The organism is Rhizobium sp. SYY.PMSO (assembly GCF_046840415.1).
GTDB lineage: Bacteria > Pseudomonadota > Alphaproteobacteria > Rhizobiales > Rhizobiaceae > Rhizobium.
Map to the genome: position 1 here is coordinate 2,035,763 of NZ_CP177349.1, position 22,423 is coordinate 2,058,185.

Annotated in this window: 18 protein-coding genes and 1 pseudogene; 9 read left to right on the forward strand and 10 right to left on the reverse strand. The window is 60.4% G+C overall.

The window, feature by feature from the left end:
- Positions 1-15: 15 nt before the first annotated feature.
- Positions 16-762, forward strand: a complete 747-nt coding sequence (gene bluB / locus ACJJVH_RS09905) for a 5,6-dimethylbenzimidazole synthase (RefSeq protein ID WP_412063822.1) — start codon at positions 16-18, stop codon at positions 760-762.
- Positions 763-942: 180 nt separating this feature from the next.
- On the opposite strand, the gene ACJJVH_RS09910 is transcribed toward bluB, so the two are convergent.
- From ACJJVH_RS09910 to ACJJVH_RS09920, 3 genes are all read right to left on the reverse strand, one after another.
- On the reverse strand, positions 943-3,132 hold the full coding sequence (locus ACJJVH_RS09910) for an anthranilate synthase (protein ID WP_112803771.1): 2,190 nt from the start codon (positions 3,130-3,132) through the stop codon (positions 943-945).
- 255 nt (positions 3,133-3,387) lie between these two features.
- Positions 3,388-4,911, reverse strand: coding sequence for an ABC-F family ATP-binding cassette domain-containing protein (locus ACJJVH_RS09915; protein ID WP_412063823.1), 1,524 nt, complete (start codon positions 4,909-4,911; stop codon positions 3,388-3,390).
- Between the two features lie 425 nt (positions 4,912-5,336).
- Positions 5,337-7,562, reverse strand: coding sequence for a TonB-dependent hemoglobin/transferrin/lactoferrin family receptor (locus ACJJVH_RS09920; protein ID WP_112803770.1), 2,226 nt, complete (start codon positions 7,560-7,562; stop codon positions 5,337-5,339).
- Positions 7,563-7,838: 276 nt separating this feature from the next.
- On the opposite strand from ACJJVH_RS09920, the gene ACJJVH_RS09925 reads away from it, so the two are divergent.
- Positions 7,839-8,657, forward strand: coding sequence for an extensin family protein (locus ACJJVH_RS09925; protein WP_412063824.1), 819 nt, complete (start codon positions 7,839-7,841; stop codon positions 8,655-8,657).
- A 60-nt stretch (positions 8,658-8,717) separates the two neighbouring features.
- On the opposite strand, the gene ACJJVH_RS09930 is transcribed toward ACJJVH_RS09925, so the two are convergent.
- On the reverse strand, positions 8,718-9,560 hold the full coding sequence (locus tag ACJJVH_RS09930; RefSeq protein WP_113422070.1) for a methyltransferase domain-containing protein: 843 nt from the start codon (positions 9,558-9,560) through the stop codon (positions 8,718-8,720).
- Between the two features lie 189 nt (positions 9,561-9,749).
- Complete coding sequence (locus ACJJVH_RS09935; protein ID WP_412063825.1) at positions 9,750-11,429, reverse strand: formate--tetrahydrofolate ligase; 1,680 nt, start codon at positions 11,427-11,429, stop codon at positions 9,750-9,752.
- A 167-nt stretch (positions 11,430-11,596) separates the two neighbouring features.
- On the opposite strand from ACJJVH_RS09935, the gene ACJJVH_RS09940 reads away from it, so the two are divergent.
- Entirely contained in the window at positions 11,597-12,106 is a 510-nt protein-coding gene (locus ACJJVH_RS09940; protein WP_113392738.1) for a TIGR00645 family protein, read from the forward strand.
- Positions 12,107-12,120: 14 nt separating this feature from the next.
- On the opposite strand, the gene ACJJVH_RS09945 is transcribed toward ACJJVH_RS09940, so the two are convergent.
- A complete protein-coding gene (locus ACJJVH_RS09945; RefSeq protein ID WP_412063826.1) occupies positions 12,121-13,020 on the reverse strand; it encodes a hypothetical protein in 900 nt (299 codons plus the stop codon).
- A 556-nt stretch (positions 13,021-13,576) separates the two neighbouring features.
- On the opposite strand from ACJJVH_RS09945, the gene ACJJVH_RS09950 reads away from it, so the two are divergent.
- A complete protein-coding gene (locus ACJJVH_RS09950) occupies positions 13,577-14,308 on the forward strand; it encodes a LuxR C-terminal-related transcriptional regulator (protein ID WP_412063827.1) in 732 nt (243 codons plus the stop codon).
- A 102-nt stretch (positions 14,309-14,410) separates the two neighbouring features.
- Here the strand turns inward: ACJJVH_RS09950 and ACJJVH_RS09955 are convergent, their stop codons facing one another.
- The 4 genes from ACJJVH_RS09955 to ACJJVH_RS09970 all read right to left on the reverse strand — a co-directional run bounded on the left by ACJJVH_RS09955 (position 14,411) and on the right by ACJJVH_RS09970 (position 17,895).
- Positions 14,411-15,550: a DUF2333 family protein gene (locus ACJJVH_RS09955; RefSeq protein ID WP_112803763.1), complete on the reverse strand. Its 1,140-nt coding sequence runs from the start codon at positions 15,548-15,550 to the stop codon at positions 14,411-14,413.
- A 197-nt stretch (positions 15,551-15,747) separates the two neighbouring features.
- A complete protein-coding gene (locus ACJJVH_RS09960) occupies positions 15,748-16,767 on the reverse strand; it encodes a hypothetical protein (RefSeq protein ID WP_412063828.1) in 1,020 nt (339 codons plus the stop codon).
- 70 nt (positions 16,768-16,837) lie between these two features.
- Positions 16,838-17,224 (reverse strand): c-type cytochrome, encoded by a 387-nt coding sequence (locus ACJJVH_RS09965; RefSeq protein WP_113356536.1) that lies wholly within the window; start codon positions 17,222-17,224, stop codon positions 16,838-16,840.
- Positions 17,225-17,313: 89 nt separating this feature from the next.
- Complete coding sequence (locus ACJJVH_RS09970) at positions 17,314-17,895, reverse strand: thymidine kinase (protein ID WP_113392742.1); 582 nt, start codon at positions 17,893-17,895, stop codon at positions 17,314-17,316.
- A gap of 233 nt (positions 17,896-18,128) precedes the next feature.
- Here ACJJVH_RS09970 and ACJJVH_RS09975 point away from each other — a divergent pair, with 233 nt between their 5' ends.
- From ACJJVH_RS09975 to ACJJVH_RS09995, 5 genes and pseudogenes are all read left to right on the forward strand, one after another.
- On the forward strand, positions 18,129-19,085 hold the full coding sequence (locus ACJJVH_RS09975) for a choline ABC transporter substrate-binding protein (RefSeq protein WP_412063829.1): 957 nt from the start codon (positions 18,129-18,131) through the stop codon (positions 19,083-19,085).
- 180 nt (positions 19,086-19,265) lie between these two features.
- Entirely contained in the window at positions 19,266-20,111 is an 846-nt protein-coding gene (gene choW / locus ACJJVH_RS09980) for a choline ABC transporter permease subunit (RefSeq protein WP_412063830.1), read from the forward strand.
- Complete coding sequence (choV, locus tag ACJJVH_RS09985) at positions 20,108-21,157, forward strand: choline ABC transporter ATP-binding protein (protein WP_113356533.1); 1,050 nt, start codon at positions 20,108-20,110, stop codon at positions 21,155-21,157. The genes choW and choV overlap by 4 nt, the downstream gene beginning before the upstream one ends.
- Positions 21,158-21,193: 36 nt before the next feature.
- Positions 21,194-21,679, forward strand: a pseudogene (locus tag ACJJVH_RS09990) (HugZ family protein); the annotation flags it as partial.
- Positions 21,680-22,051: 372 nt separating this feature from the next.
- Positions 22,052-22,369: an ArsR/SmtB family transcription factor gene (locus ACJJVH_RS09995; protein ID WP_004116664.1), complete on the forward strand. Its 318-nt coding sequence runs from the start codon at positions 22,052-22,054 to the stop codon at positions 22,367-22,369.
- The last annotated feature ends 54 nt before the right edge of the window (positions 22,370-22,423 follow it).

The following is a 22,423-nucleotide window of genomic DNA, read 5'->3' on the forward strand; positions in this document are numbered from 1 at the left end:
AAGCCATGATTGACCATGTCCATTCTTGACGATCCCATTGCTGCCAACGCTACGCCCTCGCTCACCGAAGCCCCGTCCGGTGCTCCGGATCATCTCGTTGCCGCAGGCGCGTTCTCCGAAGAGGAGCGCAACGCGGTCTACCGTGCCATCGAGACCCGCCGCGACGTACGCGACCAGTTCCGGCCCGATCCCCTGCCCGACGCCCTCGTCAGGCGACTGCTCGAGGCAGCTCATGCCGCGCCGTCGGTCGGGTTCATGCAGCCGTGGAATTTCCTCCTGATCCGCCAGCAGGAAACGCGCGAACGTGTGTGGCAGGCATTTCATCAGGCCAACGAGGAAGCCTGCCGCATGTTCGAGGGCGATCGCCGCGCGCATTATCAGCGGCTGAAGCTCGAGGGCATCCGCAAGGCGCCGCTCAGCATCTGCATTACCTGCGATACCAAGCGCGGCGGCCCGGTGGTGCTCGGCCGCACGCATAACCCGGCCACGGATGTCTATTCGACCGTCTGCGCCGTTCAGAACCTCTGGCTCGCCGCACGGGCCGAGGGCGTCGGCGTCGGCTGGGTCAGCATTTTCCACGAAGAGGCCATCAAGGCGATCCTCGGCATACCCGAGCACGTCAAGATCGTTGCCTGGCTTTGCGTCGGCTATGTCGACGAACTCTACGACATGCCGGAGCTTGCCGTGAAGGGATGGCGCGAGCGCCTGCCGCTCGACAAGCTTGTTTTCGAGGAAGGCTGGCAGGACTGCGAGGACATGTAAGAGCTGCGCTCCTGGCCCTCGGCTCATCGAGCAATCCCCGGGACATTGGAATCTCGATCGAGGCCCCGCCGACGGTCATGGACTTCAGCGGCTTACTGGCTCTTTCAGAACACAAAACACCCCCATACACCCTGTCGAGTGTATGGGGTGTCACAAATATCAAGACTATGATCGCTCGTCTCAGGCGGCCTTCGTCTTCACCCGCCGCGCCAGATGCGCCACGACATTCTCGATCATCCGCATGCCGGCATCGCCGCCGAGCGTCATGATCGATTCCGGGTGGAACTGCACCGCCGCGATCGGCTCCTTCACATGCTCGATGCCCATGATCGTGCCGTCTTCGCTTTCGGCCGTAATCATGAATTCACGCGGCAGGCTCGACGGATCGGCAAAGATCGAATGATAGCGGCCAACCGTGACCTCGCGGCCAAGGCCTGAGAAGACCAGACCAGGCTCCAGCACGCGGATGCGCGAGGGCTTGCCGTGCATCGGGATCGCCAGATGGCGTAGCTCGCCGCCATAGGCCTCGGCAAGCGCCTGAAGACCCAGGCAGACACCGAAGATCGGCAGGTTGCGCGCCCTCGCCTTCCTGATCGTCGCCTTGCAATCGAAGTCCTTCGGATTGCCGGGACCGGGCGAAAGCACGACCAGATCCGGATCGAGCCGGTCGAAGACCTCTTCCGGCACCGGCGTACGCACGGTCGAAACCGACGCGCCCGTCTGGCGGAAATAGTTGGCAAGCGTGTGGACGAAGCTATCCTCGTGGTCGACGAGCAGGATCTTCACGCCCTTGCCGACGGAAGCGACGTCGCGTTGCTGTTTGCCGGAATTGCCGGTCTTGGCATCACGGATGGCGGAAAGCATGGCGGAGGCCTTCAATTCGGTTTCGGCTTCTTCTTCCTCGGGAATGGAATCGTTGAGCAGCGTCGCGCCGGCACGCACCTCGGCAATGCCGTCCTTGATGCGAACCGTGCGCAGCGTCAGGCCGGTGTTCATGTCGCCGTTGAAGCCGACCATGCCGATCGCACCACCATACCATGCGCGCGGGCTCTTTTCGTGGCTCTCGATGAAGCGCATGGCCCAAAGCTTCGGCGCGCCGGTGACGGTAACGGCCCAGGCGTGGCTGAGGAAGCCGTCAAAGGCATCCATGTCATCGCGCAGGCGGCCCTCGATATGGTCGACCGTGTGGATCAGGCGCGAATACATCTCGATCTGCCGGCGGCCGATAACCTTGACCGAACCGGGCTCGCAGACGCGGCTCTTGTCGTTGCGGTCGACGTCGGAGCACATGGTCAGCTCGGATTCGTCCTTCTTGGAGTTCAGGAGCTTCAGGATCTGCTCGCTGTCGGCAATCGGGTCGTCGCCGCGCTTGATCGTGCCGGAAATCGGGCAGGTTTCGATGCGGCGGCCGGATACGCGCACGAACATTTCCGGCGATGCGCCGATCAGATATTCCTGATTTCCGAGATTGATGAAGAAGGAATAGGGCGACGGATTGATCGCCTTCAGGCGCTTGGAAATGTCTGACGGTTTGCTGTCGCAGCGTTCCATGAACTTCTGGCCGGGCACGACTTCGAAGAGATCGCCCTTGCGGAAGCTCTCCTTCGCCTTGACCACCAGCTCGGCATATTCGCCGGGGCGATGATCGCTCTTCGGCGGAATGGCATCGGTGTGGCGGAAGGGCTCGGGCGCAATCTCGCCGGACCTGCCCTCCGTCGATACGCCATCCCTTGAGAAGTCGTAACGATCGATCCAGGCCTTGGCTGAATAGTTATCCACCACCAGAATCTCGTCCGGCAGGTAGAGCACCATGTCGCGCTGATCGCCGGGACGTTCGAGCTTCAGGTTGATGGCGTCGAACTGGAAGGCGAGATCGTAACCGAAGGCGCCGTAAAAGCCGATGCTGGCATCGGCCTGCGAATAGAAGAGCTCGGTGACGGCGCGCAGCACGGTGAAGACCGTCGGCATCTTCGAGCGCTCTTCCTCGGTAAAGACACGATCCGGCGTCTTGACCGTCAGATCGAGCCGGCGCGGCGTCGAAGCGCCGAGCACGACCTCGGAAACAGTCTTCAGCTTTTCAACGATAAAGCCGAGAATGACCTCGCCGCGCTCGTTATAGGCCTCGATCCAGACATTGCGTCCATTACAGGACAGGCCAAGCGGCGGGTCGACAATGGCGGTATCCCAACGCGTATAGCGGCCGGGATATTCGTAGTTGGAGGAGAAGACGGCACCACGGCGCTCGTCGAGCTTGTCGATGTAGGACGATACGGCGTCCGCATAGGGCGTCGGCCGGCGCTGCCGGGTGACGGTGATGCCGCCCTTGGTCTCGTAGATTTCCGCACCATCGTCCCGAAGGATCGTTACCATTGTTCCTCACTCCGTTGTCGGGCCCGGATGACAGGCGGCCAATATAACAAAAAAGCCGCCTCGAAATCTCGGGCGGCTCACTCGTCGTCTTTGAACACGATTGGTCGAGGCCGCCTCAGCGTGCCCACCACCAAACTGCAATGTTGTTCAAAGCCATGTTCATGGCGGAATTGTTAGCGTGAGATGCTGCGATGCGCAAGCCGCAATCTCGGCAATGGGCAGAAACGATTTTTCGCCCCTGCCCGTTGCCCTCGCCTACTCCTGCACTCTGGTTGCCTCGAAAAACTCCTCCGGCCCATCCACTTCGACCAGCCGTTTCCGGTCGATCAGCCAGAAGCGATTGCCGACCGAGCGGACGAAGCTGCGATCGTGCGAAACCAGCAGGCAGCTCGCCTCGTTTGCCGTCAGCTCGCCCTCCAATGCCTCCTGGCCATCGATATCCAGATGGTTGGTCGGTTCGTCCAGCAGGTAGAAGTTGGGATTGGTCAGCCGCAGCACCAGCATGGCAAGCCGCGCCTTCTGCCCGCCGGACAGGCGGCCGATCTCCTTCCCCTGCATGTCGATGCCGATCCCGACACCGACCAGCAGCGTACGCGCACGCTGCTCGCCCAGCTCGAACAGGCGCGTGACCATACCGAGCGGTGTGTCGTTCTCAGCAAGATTGGACAGGCCCTGATCGCTATAGCCGAGCACGAGAGACGGCGTCGGCCTGATCGCACCGCCGACCGCCTGATCGGCGATGGCCTTGCGGATCATCTCGACGAAGCGCGTCTTGCCCGCCCCATTCTGACCGAGCAGCACGATACGATCCCCCTGGCAAATCCATTGCTGGCCCGTCTTGAACAGCAATGTACCGTCAGGCGTCGTCACCGATGCATCCTCCAGCGTCAGAAGCACCTTGGCGTGGATGCCGCGATTGGCGAGCTTGATCGAGCCGGAAGAGCGCCCGCGGTAGCCCGGCCTTGCGCTGTCCTCCAGCTTCTCGGCCCGAGCCTTCAGCTGCTTCGTCTTCACGGTCAGTAGGTCGCTGCCGGAGTTGACGCCGAGATTGTAGAGCTTGGCCGCCTGCTTGCGCAGCTGCTGCGCCGTCTTCATCTCCTTCTGGTAACGCCGCTCATCGGAGGCATCGACCTCATCCACCGCCGCCCTCGCCCGGCTATATGGCAAGCCATAGGTTTGCGACTGGTCCTGACGCAGGAACAGGGTCCGGTTGCAGACCGCATCGAGGAAGGCGCGGTCGTGGCTGGCGATGATGACGGACACGTCGCGGGGCAAGGCGTTCAGCCAATCCTCCAGCAGCGCGATCTTGGCGAGATCGAGATGGTTGGTCGGCTCGTCGAGCAGCAGCACGTCGGGCTCCGTCACCCAGACGCGGGCGAGCATGGCAAGCCGCTGCCAGCCGCCGCTGAGCCGGGCAAGCGCCCTCTCCCGCATCGACATGGGGACATCGAGTGAATCCAGGGTGACATCGACGCGCCAGCCTTCGCTCTCGGCCTGTTCGTTCGACAAAGCGTGCAGCACGGCATCATGGAAAGAAACATCGAGCAGCTTCGCCGGCACGTCCTGCTCGACATAGCCGACGCGCAAGCCCCGGGAGCGGGTGATATCGCCCGTCGTCGGCTCCTGCCCGCCGGCGATGCAGTTGAGCAGCGTGGTCTTTCCGCGGCCGTTCGCGGCCACGATGCCAAGGCGATCACCGGCATCGAGGGTGAAATTGAGATTGGAAAACAACGGCGCACTCATGGTGACGCCCAGGTTGCGGAGGTTGATCAGAGTCATGGTCTCTTCCGGTCTCGACCGAGCATTCCCGAAGCATCGCCAGCGGTTGCATTGCCGCGCTACGCCGATGTCGATGGCCACAACGGGGCCAATGCTCGAAAACATGTCATGACGCGGCCGCGAAAAAGCGCGAGCTACGTCTCCCAAAAGGGCAGACCAGAAGAAGTGAGTGAGTAAGGCAGCCTCTGATCAGCCCTGCAAACGCATCTGCAGGGCACGAGTCGGACCGAACTGGCGAATATGCCAGACTATCTTGGTCATGCGGTCCTCCTCTCTTTTCTCTCTCACGGGTTTAAAGACTGCCTCCGTCGAATACCATCGAACCTTGCGATTCACAATTGCATGAACGATCCGACGCCACGCAGGAGGGCAAAAAAAGGGCGATGCCGAAGCACCGCCCAAGTTTGCTGCGTCGATGTAACGGCTCAGAACCTTTGCGTCAGCGTCAGCTTGAAGGTCCGGCCGGGCTCAGAATAGTAGGCCGAAGGCTGGCTGAGGCTCGTGGACGCGACGTTGAGCGAGTCGTAATAGGTCTTGTTGAAGATGTTGTAGACGCCTGCCCGCAACGTCAGACCCTTTACCTGCTCCGGCTCCCACCAGCCCGTCAGGTCGAAGATGCCATAGCCGGGGGTGCGGAAACTGTCGCCTTCCTTCTTCGGCTCGCTGGTGGCGGTGATGAAGGTCAGGTCCGTACCCCAGACTTCGGTCGCATAGCCGACGGTGAAGGCGGCCTTGGCCGGAGCTACGGAATCGATCCATTCGCCGGTATCGGAGTCCTTGCCGTTGACGTAGGCGAGCGAGCCCTTGACGTGGATGCCGTTGTCGAACTTCTTGTGCGCGTTCACTTCGACGCCGAACATGCGAACATTGGCGCGGTTGAAGTATTCGGTGATGCCGAGCGGATAAGTGCCGGTCGGATCGTTATATGACTCGGAGTCGATGAAGTTCTTGTACTTGTTGTAGAACGCGCCGACATGGCCGCCGAAATCGTCATCGCCGAGATTGGTGCCGATTTCGATGCCGTTGCTCGTTTCCGGTTTCAGGTCCGGGTTGCCGTAGCTGACATAGCCGCCGGGTACGCCGTAGTTCACGTAAAGCTCGCTGACGTTGGGCGCACGGAAGGCCATCGCCCACTGGGCATAGAGCTCGACATTGTCCTGCGGCTGGTAAGACGCGCGCAGCTTCGGCGAGAAGCGGCTGTCGGACTGGCCGGAGGGCAGACCTTCATAATTGGCGCTGTCGCGATAGGCTGTCGTGTTCTTCGGCGAATAGTCATACCAGTCGAAGCGCAGGCCGGGCGTCAGAGAAAAGTTGCTGGAACCGAACTCGATCTTGTCGTCGATGAAGGCACCGACACGCTTGCTGTCGACGTCGGGCATATCGGACTGGTTGGTGTGCAGGAACGAGCACGAGAAAGCCCAGCGCGGATTATCGCAGCTGTCCCTGCCGGCCGAATATTGATGGACCTTGCCGAAAGCGACATCGAGACCGAATGTAACCTTGTGATGCAGGTTTCCGGTATCGAAGGACTTCGCCGCATTGCCGTTGAAGCCGATGCTGCGGTCTTCCATCTCGTTGCGGCGTGACCAATCACCGATGACAGAGGTGTAGCGATAGCCCTCGGCTCCGTTTTCACGCAGCAGGTTCTGCCAATAGAAGACGGCATTGGCCGTATCGACCAGAGAGTCGGCGCTTTCGGCATCGTACTTGTAGTCGAGCGAGAGGCGGTTACGTTCGATATCGTCGGTCGTATCGTAGTTTCCGGGCCGGAAGTTTCCGGTCGGGCTCTGCGAGTGCATCGCATCGATGGTCTTGTCTTTGTTGAAGTGCTCCGCCGTAATGCCGAAGGTGCCGATGTCGGTATATTGGCGAATCTTGAAGAGGCCGCTTCTCTGATTGTAGTCGGCCGGGTCCGCCTTGGTGCGCTTGGTCGAATAGCCGCCGACGTCGCCGTTGTTCTCAAGCTCATGGCCATGCGTATAGCCGCCCTGGAAGAGAACGGCCGTGTTGTCGATGCGCTTGGCGACGGCGGCCGCGCCGCCGATGCTGCGGTCATCGCCATTATAGCCGAACTTGAAGACGCCGCCCCAAGTGGAGCCGGGCTGGATCAAATCTTCCGGCTCCAGCGTGCGCAGCACGAAGGCGCCGCCGAGGGCGCCCGATCCTGCGCGGCTGGAATCGGCGCCGCGAACGACATCGACGCTGGAAAGCGCGTTGAAATCGAAGCTGTTGATACCGCCATCGGCGTCGCGCGAAGCATCGAGAAGATAGGGAATTTCGATACCGTCGACCGTGGTCAGCACGCGGTCATCGCCGAGGCCGCGAATGTTGACGCCGCCGCTGGCGCGGTTGAAGCCGACGCCGACTTCGGTGCTGCGGCCGAGATCCTCGATGCGCGTGATCTGGTTGTCGTCGATCTGCTTTGCCGTCGTCTCGCTGGCGGTCGGGGAATCGGCAAGGACGTCCTTGTTCGCCTTGCTCTTGCCCTTCACCACGATCGGCTTGAGGTTGGTGGCGCGATCGCCCTTGGCAGCCTCGCCAGCCACGTCTTCGTTTTGAGTTGCTGTTTGTGCAAGAGATGTCGTCGCCAGCCCGAGGGCCAGAAACGCAGTGCATGCCAAAAGAGCCGAGCGTGAGCGCCGGACAACCATAACCATTCCTTTCGAACTGCTTCACCGGGCTGGCTGGTTGCTGCGTCGAATGCAGGCAAGGGGCTGGCTAGGTTAGTTTTGTTAACGGGGCGGAAATATTCCGCCTTCTTTCTGCCGCATAAAAAACATGACTATTATTGTCAATATATCTCGCTCCGGAAATCATGAATAAAATTATCATCTTTTAAGACAAGACGCGAACGTTGCTGAATTGCAACGAAATGACGGCCTCAAGCGTTCTATCCACATCATCATTAGAATTGGCTGAATTACTTGATGCTGTTTAGAATCGTTTCACTTGCCTCTACCGCCCTCGTGCTCATGGCTGCCTCTCTTCCGCAGACCGGCCCTATACCGGAGCAAAAGCCGGACCAGGAACAGGCTCGGCCAAACGACGAACCACCGATCCCGGCGGAGAAGCCCGCATCGTCCTCGCAAAAGCCAGCCGTTCCCACGGAGAAGCCGGAAATCCAGCCGGAGGAACAGACGACCGGCCAGACGCCGGGTCCCCCTCTCCCGACGCTGAGCATCGCCCCCGAGTCGGACGAGGAGCACCAGACCTGCCTGAAGGAACTGACGGCGCTGGGAGCGACCTTCAAGGAGATTCCCCGCATCGACGACGGCCACGGCTGCGGTATCGACAAGCCGATTGCGCTAGCCTCGCCGCTGCCGAACATAGATCTCAAGCCTGAAGGGAAAATGCGTTGCGAGGCCGCGCTTGCCCTGGCTCACTGGATGAAGGAAAGCGTAATTCCATCCGCCGCAGCGTTGGACAACGGCAAGGTCGTCACGATCAACCAGGCATCGACCTATGTCTGCCGCCTGCGCAACAACGCCACCACCGGCAAGATCTCCGAGCACGCCCGAGGCAACGCCATCGATGTGGCGAGCTTCACGTTCGAAAACGGCAAGACCATCGCCATCGAGCCGCGCCGCGAAGATCCGACGCTGACGGGAGCGTTCCAGCGCGCCGCCAGCGCTTCCGCATGCCTCTACTTCACGACCGTTCTGGACCCGGAAAGCGACGCCGCGCACGAAACGCATTTCCACCTCGACGTCATCGAAAGGAATGGCGGCTTTCGCTATTGCCATTAGAGTGTTTGCCTTCACGCACTCCCAAAGGGAGTCATCCTCGAGTGCCCGAGGGCGAAGCGATCAGGCTCCGATGCCCGCATTCGAGAACCACAGATCCCGATAGATCGCCACGGCCGTCTCGTCAGGGTCGCGGTCGCGCGTGAGCCAGACCGAGCGGATGGAGCGGGCAGCGCCCACGGTCGGAATCCGGCTGCATTGTATCGGATCGGAGGCGCCGATGCAGGGGATGAAAAACGCAGGCATCAGGGCGCGCGCATCGAACCCCTGATCTGTGCGCGTTATCAGGACGGCAAGCCCGATCTTGTCATTCGCCTGCCATGGCACGATGATCCGGCCTCCCGGCTTCAACGCTTGCAGCCATGATATCGGCGGCGCCACGACGCCGGCACTCACATAGAGCAGATCGGCCTGCGGAAGTTCCAGCGAAGTCGCATCCCCGCAGATAACGGAAATGCCATCAAACGCGGCCAGATTGTCGCGCGTACGGCTGGCCAATGCTTCATCGATCTCGATGGCATGGACATGACCGCCCGGCGTCACCAGCGTCGACAGGATGGCGGTATAGTAACCCGTTCCAGTTCCGATCTGGACGACCGTTTCGCCGGGCCGGGGAGCGACGGCTCCCAGAAAGGCGGCATGGAGAAACGGCTCGCCGTTGTTGATGCCCTTTGATTTGTCCAGCGAGACGAGCACGTTCTGATAGAGAAAAGCCGGGTCGGCAGCCGGGGTTTCGAGGTAGCGCCCGTTAACGACGATCTGCCAGGGACCCGGCCCGATGAACGCTTCTCGCCTTACGAGCCTGAACGCCCGTTCCAGCCTTTCATCCGCCGAATTGCTGGCAGCCGCCATCATTCTCGCATGGAAGGCGCGTATGTCATCCAGACTGGCGCGGCTATGCGTCATCCCCGATCTGCCTTCATCCCGGCATATGCCGATGACCACTCTCCGCCGATTGTGTTTCGGATTTCCGCAGCGTCAATAGCCAAGTGTCGCATCCGCGTCAGGCAATGACACTTGGCGGCCATGCGCCCGGTCCCGCGGAGGCGTCCGCCTGACGACGGACGACGGAGCTGGTTGAATCGGATTCTGAACTTAAAACAGTCCCTCGATGTAGCCCTGATCATTGAGGAAAATCCTCTCGGCAGCCGGCGATTTCGGCAGGCCGGGCATGGTCATGATCTCGCCGGTGATGACGACGACGAAGCCGGCGCCGGCCGAAAGCCGCACCTCGCGAACCGGCACGACATGCCCTTCCGGCGCGCCGCGAACGTTCGGATCGGTCGAAAAGGAATATTGGGTCTTCGCCATGCAGACAGGCAAATGTCCGTATCCCTGATCTTCCCAGGACCGCAGCTGATCGCGCACGGCCTTGTCGGCCGTGACCTCGCCGGCATGGTAGATTTTCGATGCGACGATTTCGATCTTTTCCAGCAGCGGAAGATTGTCGGGATAGAGCGGCTGGAATTTCGCCTGGCCGGATTCGGCAAGCTCGACCACCTTATGCGCGAGATCGACGATACCAGCCGAGCCCTCGGCCCAATGCCGGCAGAGGATGGCCTCCGCGCCGAGGCGCGCGACATAATCCTTCAGTGCCGCGATCTCCGCTTCCGTATCCGAGACGAAATGATTGATGGCGACCACCACGGGCACGCCGAACTTGCGGACATTGGCCACATGCCGGCCGAGATTGGCGCAGCCCTTGACGAGCGCCTCGACGTTCTCCTTGCCGAGATCGTCCTTCTTCACGCCGCCGTTCATTTTCAATGCGCGCACGGTCGCGACGATGACGGCGGCATCCGGCGACAGCCCTGCCTTTCGGCATTTGATATCGAAGAATTTCTCCGCACCGAGATCGGCGCCAAATCCGGCTTCCGTCACCACGTAGTCGGCAAGCTTCAGCGCCGTGCGCGTGGCGATCACCGAATTGCAGCCATGGGCGATGTTGGCAAAGGGACCGCCATGCACGAGCGCCGGATTGTTTTCCAGCGTCTGCACCAGATTCGGCTGCATCGCGTCCTTCAGCAGCACCGTCATGGCGCCATCCGCCTTCAGATCGCGGGCATAGACGGGCGTACGATCGCGGCGATAGCCGACGATGATGTTGCCGAGACGCTTTTCCAGATCCTTGAGATCCGATGCGAGACAAAGGATCGCCATGACCTCCGAGGCGACGGTGATATCGAAGCCGCTTTCGCGCGGAAAGCCGTTCGCCACCCCGCCGAGCGAGCCGACGATATCGCGCAATGCCCGGTCGTTCATGTCCATCGCCCGGCGCCAGGTGATGCGGCGGATGTCGATATTCTGCTCGTTGCCCCAATAGATGTGGTTGTCGATCAGCGCGGCGAGCAGATTGTGGGCGGAGGTGATCGCGTGAAAATCGCCGGTGAAATGCAGGTTGATGTCTTCCATCGGGATGACCTGCGCATAGCCGCCGCCGGCCGCCCCGCCCTTCACGCCGAAACACGGGCCGAGCGATGCCTCGCGCACGCAGACCACCGCTTTCTTGCCGATACGGTTCAGGCCGTCGCCGAGGCCGACCGTCGTGGTCGTCTTGCCCTCGCCTGCCGGCGTCGGATTGATCGCCGTGACGAGAATCAGCCTGCCGTCCTTCTTGCCGGCCTGCGCCGCAATGAATCCGGCGCTGATCTTCGCCTTGTCGTAACCGTAGGGTGCCAGGTCTTCCGCCGGAATGCCGAGCTTGGCGCCGATCTCGATGATCGGCAGTTTCCTTGCCGCGCGAGCGATTTCGATATCGGATGCCACCGTCGCCATAAGACTTGCCCCCAAATCACGGTCATTTGCCTGCCGGGATAAACCAATATGTTTCCAGTGTGAATAGCGGCTGCACCCAGCCTGTCCCGAAACACCCAGCCTTGTCGCCAGACACGGCCATGCCTATCTTCAGGAACCAAATCCAAAGCCGGAAAGAAGGAAGCCACATGAAGTCCCTGGAACTGCTGGTCGAGCGCATCATCCTCTCCAGTCGCTGGCTTCTGGTTATCTTCTATCTCGGTCTTGCCGCGTCTCTCGCCGTCTATGCCGTTTCATTCGTCTACAAGTTCTACAAGGTGACGATCAACGTCTTCCAGTATGACGAAGCCGACATGATCCTCGCCATTCTCGGCCTCATCGACGCTGCGCTGGTGGCAAGCCTGATCGTCATGGTGATGATTTCGGGCTACGAGAATTTCGTCAGCCGCTTCGACGAGGCCGAAGGCGAGGTTTCCTTCCTCGGCAAGCTCGATTCAGGCAGCCTCAAGATCAAGGTCGCCTCGTCTATCGTCGCCATCTCCTCGATCCACCTGCTGCAGATCTTCCTGAACGCCACGCAATACGACAACGCCAAGCTGATGTGGTTTACGATCATCCACCTGGCCTTCGTCATTTCGGCGCTGCTGCTCGGCTTCCTGGAAAAGATCATGGCGAAAGCCAAGGCCAAGAGCGGCTGACGCTAAACGAGCGCCTACTTGCCGGCCATGGCCGACGCGCTGCTCATCGGCGACGGTGCCGGCGGCGGCGAGGCGCAACCGGAGATCGATTGCCCGTCCGTGCAATTGCGTGCGGAAACAAGCGCATCGGCATCGGAGAGTTCCGTCGTCAGCTTCAGATTCAGCGCATCCATCTGCGAAATCAGGTGAATCCCGCTCGGCTCGGTTCCGAGCATTACATCGACGAGCCCCCTGTCGATTCCCATCTTGTCGAGGAAACCGGTCAGCCGCGCCTTCTGCGCCTTGTCCAGCTTGGTCGTGTCGTATTTGCCGACGAACTTCCGCCCGATCTCCTTCCGCGACAGAACCTTGCGCCTGCCGTTCACCATTTCATATTCGGTGCGGTACTGGACACGCACCTCGCTGTAGGTGGTGGTGATCTGGTGAACGCCCATCAATGCAAACGGGCTTGAAACACGCTGAATGCCGCCCGCGAAAAACAGCGGGCAGGCCGAGAAGCAGATGGCCCCGGAAGAATAGGCCTGTCCCTTGATCGAGCCATCCTCGGCGAGCGCCGCCTGGCAGATCGGCTCGGAATAGGAGCATGCCCGCGAGCGCGTGCGGCCAACGGCAATCGAGAGCTTCTGCTTGCGGATGGTGCGGGCCATTTCCATCGCCGCCTTGACGTCTCCCCCCGGGGAACTGACGACGATCGGCAGTTGCCGGTTGCCGAGCCGCTTCAAAAATCTCTGCAGCTTCTTCGGCGTGTCGGCCATGATCTGCCCTTCGGCGGAAATCCAGTCCGGACAAGCGTTGTCGGCGCGGCACTGGCCCATGTCGCCGTGAACGAGCAGGAAGCGCATCGGCGTGCCGCCGGCGACGGCAGACGCCTCGGCAATGGCGGGCGCGACAAGCAGAAGCGGAACGGCCGTCATGAACCACGACACCGTTTGACACCACCGCATCGCGCGCTGCGGGAAAAAGCGAAAATTCATGAGGTATACGCCTGGAAGCGATTGCTTTGGCATGACCGATAGCAACCGCTTTGGGCCTTCGCAAGGCATGCCTTCGCGGTGACGCATCATTTGCGGAAACTGTTGGGCGCCATATCGGAAATCATACGCCGGAGAGCGCCCCGGATAATTGCCAAGTAGAAGACGCGCCGATAGCAATGCCTCCCCTTGCCGCGACGGCGCATGACATGCAGAAAGACCACATCGAGGCGATATATACCACAAATATCTCCTGCATCCGCATATTTCCGCCAAGACCAGCAGTGCCAACTCCATGGTTTCGCAAGAATAGAAGCGAGGAAAATACGGTTTTTACGCCTAATGCCCATTTTAGGCGGGGATTTATTAGGTCCACAATTATAAATATTAAAATATATGAAAATGAAATTATTTCTGGTCCTGTGTTATTTTTGCGTCTAGCATTCACTCATAAATCGGGTATTTGATAACAATAACACGCTGTGGGCGCTTCACTCATATGTCCTATATCATCACTGCCGAGAGACAATTGTTGCTGTCTGCCGAGTTAGCTGCTGCTCGGACACACGCGGCGTTCGTCCAGGCGCTGGGGCGGACTGGAACGGCATTTGGCTTCAGCCACATGGCTTGCATGAACGTCCCGGTTCCGGATGACACGATGATGACGCCGCTGCTGATCGAAGGCACGCTGCCGTCGCAGTTCGTGCGTGAATTCGATCGCCATCAGCTGGTGCGCCGCTGTCCGATGCTGCTGCGCGCGCGCGATTCGGTAATGCCACGCTGCTGGCATTTGCTGGAGAACGACGCCGAGCAGGATGTCGATCTTCCGCACGAGCTTCATACGCTGCTGATCAACTACAATTGCCCGATGAGCGTCATCATCCCGGCGAACTCTCCCGACGGTCAGCGCCTGCTCTTCTGGTTCATGGGCAATCGCAACAGCCTCAGCCAGAGCGAGCTCAACGAGCTCACCCTCATCATGCTGCAGGCGCTCGATTCCTATAATTGCCTCAAGCGCAGCGATGGCGCGGCGCCGCATTCGCTTTCAGCCCGCGAGCTCGAAGTGGTTCGCTGGACCGCCCAGGGCAAGACCTCGGTCGAAATCGGCCAGATTCTCTCCCTCTCCGACCATACGGTCAACGCCTACATGATGAATGCGATCAAGAAGCTCGATTGCGTCAACCGCACGCAGCTCGTCGCAAAGGCCATCCGCCTCAAGCTGATCAGCTGATCCTTTCGAGCCTCCGGCCGCAACGATCCCCGCACGAACGCTCTCGGGCAAAAAAAGCACGCGTTGCGCTCGCCTAACGCCGGGTGGCGGCCGGTTTCGTAGTCAGCGGCCGCCGAGAACCGTGCGGATTTCGACGAGATTGGAACGAACGCGCAGCAGATGGAATCCCATCGTCGCCAGATGGCTCGGCATGAAGGAGCTGTCCTCCGGCCCGTTGGAAATGATGGTCGGCTGGATGCGCAACGCCGCCTGCAACATTCCGAGCGTATCGTTCCAGAGCCTGCCGACATTGCGCTCGGCGATGACCTGCTGGAAGTCCGCGCCGGCCGCACTCATGATGCCGTAATTGGCATAGAGCTGGCCATAAGCGAACCAGAAGCGATCGTCCGCGCGCATGTCGAACCATCCGTAGCTGTATTTCTGAGACCGGTCCGCCAATATATTGGCCGTGTTGCCAAGGTCGCTGGCCACATGGTCGACGAATTGCAGCAGATTATCGGCACGCCCGTCGAAAACCGCCTTGCAGCTGCCGAGATCGGTATTGAAATTGCGCAGATTGGTGATCGCCGAGCGATAGTAGCTCGGCGTCGGCGTCTTCGGCCCGAAAGGATGCAGCCCGAAATACCAGCTGGACTCGTCGAACTGCAGGTTTCCGCGCGCCTTCTGCAGGTCGCCGTTGATACCGGACGTGCCGCGCACGCGGCCGATCGTATCGACCAATTCCGCCGAAGTGCGGCGAACCACCAGGTTTATGCCTCGCTGGAAGGAAGCCTTGTTGTCGAGAAACGGCGTGTCGTCCCATGAAATGCCGAAGAACCCGAGCTTGTAGAGCAGCATCGAGGAAATCCAGGCATTCTGGTTGACGTTGAAATCGGTCAGATCGGCAGCGACGTCGACGATAGCCGAGGTCTGGCAGCTATTCGGCGCCGCAGCGGCCTGCTGCCCGCTCGACGCCGCCGGCAATTCCTGTCCGGCGGAAAACTTGCGCTCGGAAAACTTGTAGACATCCGGATATGCCGGATTGAAGCCGGTCCAGATCTGCGTCTGCCAGATAAAATAGATATAAAGCAGCGCCAGCAGCGTGACGAAGGCGACGATCGGCAGCTTGAACAGCCAGTTGCCCTGGCGATACCAGCCGCGCGCCGCGAGAAACGGCCAGCTGATCCCGACGAAAACCAGGCCCAGCCATCGCGCGATGGCGGCCCAGATCCGCTTCAAGAATGCCGTGATCGAGTCAAGCATGGACACGTCTCCTAAACCGCACCGCGCATCCTGCCACACGCAAAGGACGCACCACACCGAACCTGCGCGACGACCCTGCGGAAAATCCGGACGGACTCTCGTGCCATAAGGCCTTATCGCCATTCGCGTTCCAGCAAATATGTGTTCTTGAGAAAAACAACAACCATCCGGCTCGAATTTTCGACGCCAAAGGGCGATCAACCCTCTGGTTGTGCTTCATCCGCAGCCTCTTCCGGGCCGGCGGATACCGGCAGCAGATGCGGCTCCAGCCGCCTCGTGAAGACGGCATCGACATGGGCCTTGCGTACCGCCAGATCATGGCCGGCCAGCACGTTTGCGTCGAATGCCTCGATCAAACTTTCGACCGTTGCCGTTCGCCCGGCCGTGCCCGACGCGGGATCGGCTTCCGTGCCCAGCGCCTTGAGCAGGGCGATCCGCTGTTCGATATCGACGGTCAGCTTGGCCGCCATGGCGCTGACGGCGGCAATCTGGCCGTTCAGGACAGCCGCCAACCTCTCGTAGATGTCGATGAGACGCTGCCGCACCATTCGCGCCGATTGCAGATCCTTCTCCTGTCGCCGGATGGTGTCCAGCTCGGCGAGAAGATCGCGATAGCCCGCCTCAGCCTCGGTCTGCAGATCGGCATGACGGGAGGATGGGCGGTTGCGCCGATGATATGTCAGCTTCTCTGCCTGGTCCCCGGCCCGGCGCTGCACCTGCTCGATATCGAAATCGAGCTTCCGCCTACGCTCGATCACGCCTTCGAGATGGAGTTCGCAATCGCGAAAGCACCGTACGAATTCGGGCCTCGCCTGCTTGAAAAGGAGATCGAGCTCGGCCGAGATATGCAGGACCGCGTCGAGATCCGCGATGATCGTCTCCGGTCTCATCGGACCGCGCGCCAGCTTTCGGCTCAACAGGCCCGCATTTTCCAGGCCTGCCTTCTCATCGAACAGCCGCCGATGCTGCAAATCCGCCTGCTCCGTCGCGTGATCCAGCGCCTTGACCAGCGACAGGGCAAGCGATTTCCAGCGGTCCAGCAGCTCGACCGCCTCGCGGACCAATGTTTCCTCGACAGGGAAATTGATGGCTGCGATACGCTCGCCCCTGTCGTGACCGGCCAGCGTCGCCACGGCCGAGTTCGCGCCGCTGATGGCGTCATCCAGCGTCGTACGCGCCTTGTCGAGCATGCCATCGAAGGTATGAGGCCTGACCATCAAAGCATTCCTTCCCTACCCCTGCGGCGAGACTAGCCGCTTCCGCCGGTGAAGGAAATGCTCGAAACGCCTATCGGGCGGCCGCGGGGTTCTTCAGGTAGGCGATCAGATTGTCGAGATCTTTATCGCTCTTCAGGCCGGGAAACGTCATCCTGATGCCCTTGACCAGGAATTGCGGCGCCGGCAGATATTTTCGCAGCAGCGTTTCATCCCAGACTTTGCCATCCGCCCCGAACGCCTTCATCGCCGGTGAGTAAGCGTAATCCGGCTTGCTTGCGACCGGCCGCCCGACAATCCCCATCAAAGAGGGGCCGACGCGGTTGTCGGGCGCGGTTGCCGTGTGGCAGGCGCCGCATTTTCTGAAAACGACCGCACCGGCGACCGGGTCGCCATCTGCAAGCGCGGCGGACGCCGAAACGAGCACGATGCTCGCCGATGCCAGACAAAGCAGTTTCATCGTTCCTCCCGATCGAATTCAGCCTGTGTTGCGGCATCCATATGCCGAAAGCAGCCGGCACCGCTCATCGGACGGCAAACGGCGCCTCCTCACTCGCAGCTGATCGCCTCTTCCCAATGGCGGCGGCACAGCGAGACATATTTGTCGCTGCCGCCAATCTCGATCTGCGCTCCCTCGCGCACAACGTCGCCGGCAGCATCCAGCCGAACGACCATCGTCGCCTTGCGCCCGCAATGGCAGATCGTCCGCACCTCGCGCAATTCGTCCGCAATGGTCAGCAGCTCCTGCGATCCCGGAAACAGATGCCCGTGGAAATCCGTGCGCAGCCCGTAGGTCATGACGGGCAGGCCAAGGCGATCGACAATATGGGCAAGCTGCCAGACCTGCTCGCGCGTCAGAAATTGCGCCTCGTCGACGAAGACGCATGCCAGCGGCTCGTCCGCATGCATTTCATCGACCATCGCATAGAGATCGTCGCTGGTTTCGAAGGGTATGGCATCCATCGTCAGGCCGATGCGGGAGGCGATCATGCCGCGCCCGGCGCGATCGTCGAGAGCCGCGATGAAGGCTGCGGTGCGCATGCCGCGTTCCTGATAGTTGTAGGCAGCCTGCAACAGCATGGTCGACTTGCCGGCATTCATCGTCGAATAATGGAAGTAAAGCTTGGCCATGACATTCTCCTTGAATGTTTCATGGGAGCTGCGCGACGATAAGAAAAGATATTCCGAGCGAAAACCACAGGATTCAGGTGCGCCCGGCTTGGCCGCGAAAGCCCTGGCAATGTTCGGATGGAAAGTGGCGGGCGTCGCAATCAGCCCCCTCAAACCGCCGCAAATACACTGTGGTCGCTTGAAAATGTCAGATATTGATGGTTGCTTGGGAACGCTAGATTGGGAGTCACGCAATGATAAAAAAGACCCTTACCGCATTCGCTTTCGCCTCAACTCTCTCTGCATTGACACTGGGCGCCGCCACGGCATCCGCCGCGGAGCCGGCAAGCTGTAGTACCGTGCATTTCGCCGATGTCGGCTGGACCGACATCACCTCCACGACGGCAACCGCCTCCGTCCTCCTGAAGGCGCTCGGTTACGACACCGACATCAAGGTGCTGGCCGTGCCGGTGACCTATCAATCCCTCAAGAACAAGGACATCGACGTCTTCCTCGGCAACTGGATGCCCTCGATGGCCGAGAACATCAAGCCGTTCGCCGCGGACAAGTCTGTCGAAACCGTACGTCCCAACCTCGAAGGCGCCAAGTACACGCTGGCGACCAACGAAAAGGGCGCCGAACTCGGCATCAAGGACTTCAAGGACATCGCCGCCCACAAGGCCGATCTCGACGGCAAGATCTACGGCATCGAGCCGGGCAACGACGGCAACCGCCTGATCATCGACATGGTCGACAAGAACACCTTCGGCCTCAAGGGCTTCGAGGTGGTCGAATCCTCCGAGCAGGGCATGCTCGCGCAGGTTTCGCGTGCCGACAAGGAAGGCAAGCCGATCATCTTCCTCGGCTGGGCGCCGCATCCGATGAACAGCACCTACAAGATGACCTATCTTTCCGGCGGCGACGACGTCTTCGGACCGAACTACGGCGGCGCGACCGTCTACACCAACGTCCGGGCGGGCTACCTGCAGGAATGCCCGAACGTCGGCGCCTTCATCAAGAATCTCGTCTTCACCCTGCCGATGGAAAATGAAATCATGGGCAAGATCCTGAATGACGGCAAGGACCCGGAAGTGGCCGCCACGGAATGGCTGAAGGCCAACCCGGCGGCCGTGACGCCTTGGCTGGCCGGTGTCACCACCAAGGATGGCGGCGACGCCATGGCAGCGGTCAAGGCCAAGCTCGGCTTGTAACATGGTGGATGAGGGGCGGCTGAACCGCCCCTTTTTCTTCCCTGGATAGACTGCTTCCTTTCGCGTCCCGTCACCGCCCGGACAACGGCTTGCGTGGCGTGACAGACCGTTATTCTTCGGCGGCACCTCCGGAACGATAAGACACCATCGGAACAGCCGCCCCCAATCGTGGGCAAAGACGTGAACTGGTTAACCGATTATCGCATCCCCATCGGGCCGTGGGCCAAAGCCGTCGTCGATTGGCTGACGACCAATGTCACTTGGTTTTTCGACGGCCTCTCCTTCGTGGTCGCGCATGTGATCAACGCGTTGCTGTTCCTTCTGCAGGCTCCGCATCCACTGATCGTCGTCGTGGTGTTCACCGCCATCGCCTACTGGATGCGCCGGAGCGTCGGGGTGACGGCCCTCACCTTCATCGGGCTGCTCATCACCATCAACCAGGGCTACTGGAAGGAAACGACCGAAACGCTGGCACTGGTGCTGGCCTCCACCTTCGTCAGCATGCTCGTTGGTGTGCCGCTCGGCATCGCCTCCGCCCGACGTCCCTGGCTCTTCGCCTTCCTGCGGCCGATCCTCGACCTGATGCAGACCATTCCGACTTTCGTCTACCTGGTGCCGGCCATGATCCTGCTCGGTCTCGGCATGGTGCCGGGCCTGGTCGCGACCGTCGTCTTCGCCATCCCCGCGCCGATCCGCATGACGCGTCTCGGCATCATTTCGACCCCGCCCGCGCTTGTCGAAGCGGCTGAATCCTTCGGTGCGACGCCGCGCCAGGTTCTGCGCAAGGTCGAGCTGCCCTTTGCCATGCCGCAGATCATGGCCGGCCTCACGCAGACCATCATGCTGTCGCTCTCCATGGTGTCCATCGCCGCCCTCGTCGGCGCTCCCGGTCTCGGCGTTCCGGTTCTGCGTGCGCTGAACAGCGTCAACGTTGCCAAGAGCTTCGATTCCGGTGCCTGCATCGTCATCCTGGCGATCATTCTCGACCGTATGTTCCGTGCCCCCGGCGAAGGAGACCGCTCATGACCGTCGCTGTCGGCTTCAAGAATGTCAGCATCATCTTCGGCGATCGCCCCGATGCCGCGCTGAAACTTATCGACTCGGGCAAGTCTCGCGACGACATCGGCAAGGAAACGGGCATGGTGCTCGGCGTCGCCAATGCCTCGCTGGAAATCGAGGAAGGCGAGATCCTCGTGCTGATGGGGCTTTCCGGATCGGGAAAATCGACGCTGCTGCGGGCCGTCAACGGCCTAGCACCGGTCGTGCGCGGCGATGTGGTCGTCAACAGCAAGAACGGCCCCGTCAACCCCTACTCCTGCAGTCCGAAGGCTTTGCGCGACCTGCGCATGCACACCGTCTCCATGGTGTTCCAGCAGTTCGCATTGCTGCCCTGGCGAACCGTGGCCGACAATGTGGGCTTCGGGCTCGAGCTTGCCGGCATTCCGGAAGCCGAGCGCAAGAAGCGCGTCGATGAGCAGCTTCAGCTCGTCAATCTCACGCAGTGGGCCAATCGCAAGGTCAACGAGTTGTCGGGCGGCATGCAGCAGCGCGTCGGTCTGGCGCGCGCCTTTGCGACCGGCGCACCGATCCTGCTCATGGACGAGCCGTTCTCCGCGCTCGATCCATTGATCCGCACGCGCCTGCAGGACGAGCTCCTCGAATTCCAGCGCCGCCTGAAGCGCACCATCCTGTTCGTCAGCCATGACCTGGACGAGGCATTCCGCATCGGAAACCGCATCGCCATCATGGAGAGCGGCCACATCATCCAGTGCGGGACACCGCAGGAAATCGTCAAGAATCCAGCCGACCAGTACGTGGCCGATTTCGTGCAGCACATGAATCCGATCAGCATGCTCACGGCGCGCGATGTCATGCAACAGGGCGTCGGGCATTCGGCCAATACCGGTTCCGTCACCGCCACTGCAACGGCGACAACGCCGCTTGTCGATATCCTCGACGCCCTCACCCGCCAGCCGGGCAACATCGGCGTTGTTGACAACGGCACAATTATCGGAACCATCTCGGCGCAAGACGTGGTGGCCGGCCTGACCAGTCACCGGCGAAAGGAGTAGCCGTTCCTGGCTGCTCCTCAATTCATGGAGCAGTTAATGAACGATAAACCATCGGTGATCAGGGAAACGGACGAGGATGCGCGCAAGCAGGCGCGCGGCCTCATGCACGATGCCGCCCACGCGGCGCTGGCCGTCATCGATCCCGAAACCGGCTTTCCCTCCGTCAGTCGCGTCCTGATCGCCATCGATGCCGACGGCGCTCCCGTCATTCTCGTCTCCGGCCTTTCATCGCATACCAAGTCCCTGATTAAGGATCCCCGCGCGTCGGCGCTCTTCGGCGAACCCGGCAAGGGCGATCCCCTGGCCCATCCCCGCCTGACCGTGCGTTGCAGCGCGGAGCGCATCGACCGGCAAGGCGAAGCGCATGAGCGGATTCGCGGGCTTTTCCTCGACCGCCACCCGAAATCCAAGCTCTATATCGACTTTCCGGATTTCTGTTTCTTTCGCCTCGTTCCGCTCGATGCCAGCCTGAACGGCGGCTTCGGAAGGGCTTACATCCTGTCCGCCGCGGACCTGATGATTCTTTAAGTCGAAAATAAATTGAGGTGCCGCAGGGCGCGCAACAGTGCGAGAATTAGTAGCCTTGCAGCCTGATGGGTAGCGACCATTATTGGTAAGTTGTAATCGGCTTTTGACCGAAATTGGGATATACAGGAGCCAGAAACGACGATAATCGACCTATTTTGGGCTAATCGAGGGTCTCCGGGCGGTGATGGGCGCCTCTCATATCATTGCGCGCTCATCATACATACATACCTAAAATAGCATACTCGATACCTTAAATTTAGGTATATACAATCTTCGGCGCGTGTTGGTATTGTTGGAAATCGGTTTGGTGCCGGTTTAGAAATAGCACAATTTCTGATGTACGCTCCGCATTGGGAAGTTTAAAAAATGAAGACAAGAAATTTGGCCGAACACTCTAATGTTGCGGCAGCATTACTATCAGCAATGGCAAACCCTAAGCGTCTTTTGATCCTTTGCAGTCTCGTTAAGGGCGAAGTTCCGGTCGGCGTTCTTGCCAATCAGGTGGGATTGAGCCAGTCGGCACTTTCGCAGCATCTTTCGAAGCTTCGCGCTCAGAAGCTGGTCAAGACACGTCGCGATGCTCAAACGATTTACTACTCCAGCACATCGGAATCCGTTATCCGGGTTCTCGAGACGCTGGAAGACATTTATTGTGAGCCGGAAAAAAGTAGATCGGCTGCTTAAGAGCCTTCAATAGCTCTGGGTCAGCGGACGAACGATCCGTGGGGGACACCCTGA